Origin of the sequence: Photobacterium sp. OFAV2-7 (genome assembly GCF_022347985.1) — a bacterium.
GTDB lineage: Bacteria > Pseudomonadota > Gammaproteobacteria > Enterobacterales > Vibrionaceae > Photobacterium.
The window spans coordinates 1-7,643 of sequence record NZ_JAKRFQ010000152.1 but is presented as its reverse complement, the minus strand read 5'-3'; the positions used below and the strand labels follow the sequence as shown (position 1 = coordinate 7,643).

4 protein-coding genes and 1 pseudogene are annotated in these 7,643 nt (G+C 52.2%); 4 read left to right on the top strand and 1 reads right to left on the bottom strand.

From position 1 onward, the window contains the following. A pseudogene (locus MHN01_RS10470) lies at window positions 1-916 on the bottom strand (glutamate synthase subunit alpha); the annotation flags it as partial. A 616-nt stretch (window positions 917-1,532) separates the two neighbouring features. Here MHN01_RS10470 and MHN01_RS10465 point away from each other — a divergent pair. From MHN01_RS10465 to MHN01_RS10450, 4 genes are all read left to right on the top strand, one after another. Beyond that, window positions 1,533-2,465 (top strand): TIGR01212 family radical SAM protein, encoded by a 933-nt coding sequence (locus tag MHN01_RS10465; protein WP_239411303.1) that lies wholly within the window; start codon window positions 1,533-1,535, stop codon window positions 2,463-2,465. Window positions 2,466-2,611: 146 nt separating this feature from the next. Continuing rightward, a complete protein-coding gene (locus MHN01_RS10460; RefSeq protein ID WP_239411302.1) occupies window positions 2,612-4,492 on the top strand; it encodes a diguanylate cyclase domain-containing protein in 1,881 nt (626 codons plus the stop codon). 128 nt (window positions 4,493-4,620) lie between these two features. Then, window positions 4,621-6,987 carry an aerobic respiration two-component sensor histidine kinase ArcB gene (arcB, locus tag MHN01_RS10455; RefSeq protein WP_239411301.1) on the top strand — a complete coding sequence of 789 codons (2,367 nt, stop codon included), beginning with the start codon at window positions 4,621-4,623 and terminating at the stop codon, window positions 6,985-6,987. Next, window positions 6,984-7,595, top strand: a complete 612-nt coding sequence (locus tag MHN01_RS10450; protein ID WP_239411300.1) for a hypothetical protein — start codon at window positions 6,984-6,986, stop codon at window positions 7,593-7,595. The genes arcB and MHN01_RS10450 overlap by 4 nt, the downstream gene beginning before the upstream one ends. The last annotated feature ends 48 nt before the right edge of the window (window positions 7,596-7,643 follow it).

Here is a 7,643-nt window from a genome sequence, read left to right as displayed (position 1 = left end):
CCAGTGCCATATCGAAGTTGGACGAATCCGAGCTTCCTTCCTGACAAATTGGCAGCAGCATGTCGATTTCCTGCTGGCTGAACAGATCCGATTCAAGGATCGCTTCACGCGCCTTCATCCAGTTCAGGTTACCGCGCACGGTGTTGATTTCACCGTTATGGGCAATGTAACGGAAAGGCTGGGCCAGACGCCATTTCGGGAAGGTGTTGGTCGAAAAGCGTGAGTGTACCAGTGCCAGGGCCGTGACCATGGTCGGGTTTTGCAGATCCAGGAAGTACTGGGGAACCTGCTCTGTGGTTAGCTGGCCTTTGTATACCAGTGTCTTGTAAGACAGCGAGTTGATGTAGAAATCATCACCGATGTTGGAGATGCTTTCCAGGCAGACACGCACCGTGTAGTTACGCAGTACGTACAGCTTACGCTCGAGAACGGCTGGATCCAGGTTTGCACCGCCGGTAATAAAGACGTGCTCAAACTGTGGTTCGGTGCTGAGCGGGTCGTCCCCGATCATCGAGTTGTCAACGGGCAGTACACGGTAGCCGATGACTTCAAGGTCCAGGCGTTTGGCGTTGCGTTCCAGAATATCGCGGCATTGCTGACGCTTGTACTCGTCTTTGGGGAACAGTACGACACCAACACCGTACTGATCAAACGACGGGAGTTTAATGCCCTGTTTGACGGTTTCTTCCAGTAAAAATTCGTGGGGTTTCTGTAGCAGAATACCGGCACCGTCACCGCTGCATGGATCGCAACCCTGGCCGCCACGGTGTTCCATCCGAGCAAGCATATCAAGGGCTTGGGTTACAATTTCATGGGATTTGCGGTTCTTCAGGTGGGCCACAAAGCCGATACCGCAGGCATCGTGCTCCAATTCAGGCACGTAAAGTCCCTGAGCATTAAGCTCTTGATCTGTCATAGATACTTCCTTCCAGTTTCAACAGGCATCAATCCAGAGGCCTGAGTTATCCCTAATTTGTTTTTTGGCATCGCGACCGGTGTAAAATGGACTCCTGTCCAACCGGTGAAACGCGTGTTTGCTGTGGGATGATGTTTCGAATCATTAGCAAACTAAATTCTGTAGCACCCTTGCTCTGGTTTGCAAAAGTTCTACGACTACTTAGAGGTGGTGACATAAATCACTATTTTTCGAGGTGAAATCGTCACAATTATTGTTCATAAATTGCACACAGCTGTAACTATCCTACAATTTTGATTAGTTAATTACCAACAAAAATTGGCGGTCGCTCAGCATAAAATCGCTAGTCATATGAATTTATAGAACCATTTATTGATTTTTTATTCGATAATGGTTCTCGTTATGAATAAGTGTGTTCATCCTCTGCCCATTAACCATTTTAAATGTATGGCTAATGGCCTAGTGCACGGATTTAGTTTTGTAGTTTTATGTCAACACGCTGTAGGAGTGCTACAGAAGAGGCGATTAAGCGAAGTTTATTGCTTTGGCACAAACTTTGGCAGACCAATTGGTGTTAGTCTGCGCTGCTTTTTTCTTTTACCCCTTAGGTGACATGATGCAGTTGCACGAGCTAGTCAATACGTTTGGACAGGATTTACAACGCCGCTACGGAGAGAAGGTACACAAACTCACCCTGCACGGCGGTTTCAGCTGCCCAAACCGTGATGGCACGATTGGCCGCGGTGGTTGCACCTTCTGCAATGTTGCCTCGTTTGCCGATGAGCAGGCGCAATACCTGCCTATCCAGCAACAGCTTGCCCAGCGTGCCGGGGAGGTTAATCGTGCCAAGCGCTATCTGGCCTACTTTCAGGCCTATACCAGCACGTATGCCGAGGTGCAGACCCTCAAGGCAATGTACGAAGAAGCGCTGAAAGCGGCTGATATTGTCGGGCTGTGTGTCGGTACCCGGCCTGACTGCGTGCCGGATGCAGTGCTTGAGCTACTGGCCGGCTACCGCCAGCAGGGCTACGAGATTTGGCTTGAGCTGGGGTTGCAGACTGCCAATGACAAGACGCTGAAGCGGATAAACCGCGGCCATGACTTTGCCTGCTACGAGAATATTGCCAAACGGGCAAGGGCACTCGGCATTAAAGTCTGCACCCACCTGATTGTCGGGCTGCCGGGTGACAGCAAGGCAGACAACCTGGACACGATTGTACGTACTGTCGAGGCAGGAACGGACGGTATCAAGCTGCACCCGTTGCACATTGTCGAGGGAAGCAAGATGGGGCAGGCTTGGAAGGCCGGCAGGCTGGACGAGATCAGCCTGGAGCACTACAGCGATATTGCGGCAGAGATGATCCGCCTGACACCGCCGGAAGTGGTGTATCACCGTGTTTCAGCCAGCGCCCGACGTCCAACCTTGCTGGCTCCTACCTGGTGCGAGAACCGCTGGCTGGCGATGACGGAAATTGGCCGCTGCCTTGATCAAGCCGGCGCTCAGGGAAGTGCCCTGGACCAGCCATTTATTTATCAGCCTGTTAAGTAGGATCTTGGTCGAAAGTAGAAATATGGTAGATTAGCAGGAGCCTAATAAGTAAATATTCAATTAATAGCATGCTGCCAGCCATTGCTCTAGATTCAGCCAGTTGCCCTGAACGCCAGTTAAGGGCTTCTGGTATTCAAGGGACCTCGATGACGTACAACCGGAAAAAAACAGGGAGTTTCCTCCGGAAACTATGCCGGATACTTCCCCTGGCACCGACACGCCTTTGCTTTGCAATAGCCTGCCTCTTTGCCCCGTTTCCTGGGTTGGCACTGGAAACAGTCGACAGCCTCAATAGCTCTATTCTCGTTTTTACCCTGGTGTTGATGGTCATTATTGTCGGGGGAGGGGTGATTGTATTGCTTTTGCACCACCTCGACTCTTCCTCCTTTCGTAAGCTCCATGCCTCTCTGACCTATATGCCGATAGCTGTTGCCATTATCCGGCGCAAAGATGGTGCCCTGCTGTATGGTAATAAAAGTTGTCGCGAGCTACTCGGGGTCCGCAAACTTGATGGCCGCTATTTATATCCTGATGAAATTAGCCCCCAGATGATGGTCGACTTTTTGCGTCCTTTTCCTTTTCGTCGTGGCTTTCGCAATGTGAGCGAAGAGTTACATCTTGCACGCGGGCGGACGCTGAGGCTGATGGTGTCTGGCCAGCCGGTGAGATATAAGTGGCAGTCGGCCTGGCTGCTGTTTATCGTCAAACCTCAGAAACTGACCTCGACAGCCAAGCTCGAGCAAGAGCAACGGGTCTTCCAGCAGGTCTTGAATTCGCTATCCGAGCTGGTCTACTTCCAGGACAAGGCCGGTCATATCATCGGCACCAACAGGGCCTTTGATCGTTTCTGGCGTGGACGGGTCAGCGAGGGAGTCATGGATGACGAGGACAACGTGAATACGACAAATACCTCAAGCCATACCTGGACCACGGCACCGGATGGCTCCAGCCGCCTGCTGGAAACCAATAAAACTTTGCTGATTGGCGATAACGGTGAAGCGATCGGCACTCTGAGTATCAGCCACGATGTGACAGACTGGCACGAGATGCAGGAAAGTCTGAAGCTGGAGATCGAGAAGCGTGAGATCACCGAGCAGGCACTGGCACAGCGCAATACGCTGCTGGATACCATCATGAGTGCCAGTACGGACCCTATCGGCCTTTATAACGAGCACGGTATTTATGTCGGTTGTAATGAGCCGTTTGCCCGCTCGCTGGGCTTCAGGCAGGAGGAGTTACTGGGTAAGGCGGCCTCGGAGGTGCTCGAGCCGGATAAGTGGGAGCTGTTTCAGGAAACCGATCAGCAGGTGATCCGGGACGGCGTCGCTTTGAAAATGGATGATTATGTCATTTTGGAAGATGGTACCCCTGTCTGGTATGAAGTGGTGAAGTCGCCCTATCGCGATCCGACGGACGGTACGGCTGGCGTGCTGATGATGGCCCGTGATGTAACGGAACGTAAGATGGCTGAGCAGCAACTGGCTGATGCGATTATGGAATTGCAGGAGATGAGCTTTGTCGACAGCCTGACCAAGGTTGCCAACCGCCGAAGCTTTGACGAGCAGTTACGAAAGCTCTGGCACAGCCATATCCGGGAGCAGAAACCGCTGACGCTTATCCTTTGCGATATTGATAACTTTAAGGCGTTTAATGACAACTATGGCCACCAGCAAGGGGACTGTGCCTTGCGTGAAGTAGCGAAAGTCTTCCGTTCGGTTGTCAAGCGCGAGACGGATGAAGTTGCTCGGTATGGCGGTGAAGAGTTTGCCTTCTTGTTGCCCAACACTGATATTAAAGGCGGCGAGGTGGTAGCCGAGAAAGTTCACCAGCGTATGGCGGAAAAGGAGATCACTCACCTGTATTCTGATGTTGATACCAAGCTGACCGTCAGCCTGGGGGTGGCGACAATCATCCCGCTTCCCACCCAGGATTACGGTGATTTGGTCGAAATGGCAGATGTTGCCTTGTATAAGGCCAAGGCTGCCGGGCGCAATTGTACGATGTCGATGTCTGACAGCGATTGTTAAATGCGGTAGAACAGCTGAAAACCAAGCCTGCTCCGGCAGGCTTTGTTGTATATCTGTGGGGCGAATCCTTTGGTTCTGCCGCCGGGACGATTATCATGGTTGCAGCCTTTCATTGGTAGGAATGAATAATGAAACAAATCAAAGTACTGGCCCAGTTCTATGTCGACTTGTTGGTTAAGCTCGGCATCGTACGGTTCAGTTTGTTGCTGGCGCTGGCCCTGGTGGCCCTGGCCGTTGTCGTACAGGTAGGCGTCACCCTGGTTTTGCAGGGCGAGGTGCATGATATTGATATTGTACGCTCGGTCTTTTTTGGCCTGCTTATCACGCCGTGGGCAGTGTACTTTTTGTCGGTTGTCGTTGATCAGCTGGAAGACTCACGCCAGCGTTTGTCCAAGCTGGTGACCAAGCTGGAGGAAATGCGTTCGCGGGATATGCAACTCAACAAGCAGCTGCAGGATAACATCTCTCAGTTGAACCTCGAGATTGAAGAGCGGGAGAAAGCCGAGGAAGCCCGTCAGGTGGCGATGCAGGATCTGGAAAATGAAGTCTACCAACGGGAGAACGCCCAGCTCGAGCTGGCTGAGCAGAGTGCGCTGCTGAAATCCTTTCTCGATGCGTCTCCGGATCTGATTTACTACCGCAATGAAAAAGGCCAGTTTTCCGGCTGTAACCGAGCCATGGAAGAGCTGACGGACAGAACAGAGAAGCAGCTGGTAGGGCTGACTCCGTGGGATGTCTACAGCGAGGAAGTGGCAAGAAAGATTGTCGAGACGGATCAGCAGGTCTTTAACCAGAGTGTCTCGCTGACCTATGAACAATGGCTGGAATACCCGGATGGCCGCAAGGCTATTTTCGAGTTGCGGAAAGTACCTTTCTACAGCCGTGATGGTCGTCGCCTGGGGCTGATGGGCTTTGGCCGTGATATCACCGAGCGTAAGCAGTATCAGGACGCACAGGAGAAGGCCAGCCGGGATAAGACGGCCTTTATTTCGACAATCAGCCATGAGCTGCGTACCCCGCTCAACGGTATTGTCGGGCTAAGCCGCATGTTACTGGAAACGCGTCTGAACAAAGAGCAGCGCGGTTACATGCGCACTATCCATGTCAGTGCTATTACCCTGGGCAATATCTTTAATGACATTATTGATATGGATAAATCCGATCGCCGTCGCCTGGAACTGCTACCAAAACCACTTGATTTTAAAGAGTTTGTCTCGGAGATGGAAAACATTTCCGGTTTGATGGCTGAACAGAAAGGATTGCGCTTTGATCTCGAGCGGCTGACGGATTTACCGCGCTGTATCGAGGTGGATAGTACCCGCTTGCGCCAGGTGCTGTGGAATCTGGTGAGCAATGCGACCAAGTTTACCAAAGAGGGGGGCGTGGTTCTGTCGGTCAGCAGTGAGATACATGACCAGCAGGCCGAGATCACCTTCGAGGTGGAAGACAGCGGGATCGGTATTCCGGAGTCTGAGCTCGATAAGATTTTTGCGATGTACTATCAGGTCAAGGAAGGCAGCGATAACCTGCATGCGGTGGGAACCGGTATCGGTCTGGCCGTATCGCGCCAGCTGGTTCAGATGATGGGCGGGGATATCACGGTATCCTCCGAGGTGGGCGAAGGCAGTACCTTCACCGTCACTATCTGTGTGCCGCTGGTCGAGAAAGTGGAAGAAGAAGAGGTAATGCCTGCTACTCCCCAGGTCAGCCTGAATATCTTTATGGTGGAAGATATTGAGCTCAATATTACAGTGGCCAAGGCATTGCTGGAGAGCCTCGGCCATGAGGTGACTATCGCGATGCGTGGCGATGAGGCGTTGGAGAAGTTTGATCCAGAAGCCTATGATTTGGTATTGCTTGATATTCAGCTGCCTGACATGTCCGGGTTCGATATTGCCCGAACACTGCGAGAGAAGTATGACTATCTGCCAGCCTTGGTCGCACTCACGGCCAATGTCATCAAGGACAAGGCTGAATACCTGGAGAAGGGCATGGATGATGCGCTGAGCAAACCGCTTAGCGTGAAAGCGATTACGGATGTGATCCAGCGTCTGGTGCTGACCTGCCCGCTAGATGAGGATGAGGACATGGATGATCAGCTACCGGAGCCGGAAAATACTGCTTTGAGTGAGGATATGGTGAATCAGCTACTGGATCTTGAGATGCTGAGCTCCTATGTTGAGATTGTTGGTACCAAACCCGTCTACGACAGCATTGCGATGTTTGAGGCGAAAATGCCGGAGTATATTGAGATCCTCGACTCCAATATGACCGCCAAGGACAAGGACGGTATCAAGTTTGAGGCTCACAAAATTAAAGGAGCGGCAGGGTCGATTGGGTTGAAACATATCCAGCAAGTTGCCCAGAAAGCACAGTCGCCAGAGTTGCCGGCCTGGTGGGAGAACATCAATGACTGGGTCGATGAAATCAAGGACGGTTACCAGAACGATCTGAATGTGCTTAAAGGCTGGCTGGCAAGTCAGGAGAAATCATGATGAAGCTGAAATACGTTCCGTTGGTCGTAGGCAGTCTACTGCTGGCTGCCTGTTCAGAGCCCGATAAAACCGATGAGGCTACGCAGCCTGATACCGAGGTGCAGGTTCCGGTCACTGAAGGGGATGCCCCTGAGGCTGAGACTGCTGAGTCTGTTGAGACTGAGCAAGAAGTAGAGCCGGATTCCGAACCGGGCAAGGTCCCGTTGGCGACCGATATCTGGCAGTCGCCTACGGAGCTGACCTTCGAGGATACCACGGTAAGTCTTAGCAGTGACTTGTGGTTGAACAGCATGCCGCTTATCGGTGATGACGGTACCAAGCCGTCCAACCGGTTACATGCGTCTGTGAAGCTGCAGACAAGTGATATGAAGACCTTGCCCAAGGGAATCGATATCTTCCAGGTGCTGCTCGAGAGTGAGGGCAAGCAGTGGCTGGTGAAAGATAACCTTGAGATACGTGCCGAGGGCGAACTGACGCTGGAAGTGGTATTGCGTGAGGGGCCTGAATGGGCACCGGGCAGCCGGGTCGATATTGCGGTGATCTTTTTGCTCGGTGGCGCTGAGCACATTATTGTCCAGCACGATGTGGAGCTGGGAGAGGTATTCTAGTTTCCGCGCTTATTTAGGACGGGTTACCGTCAGCAAAAAAGGCTCCGA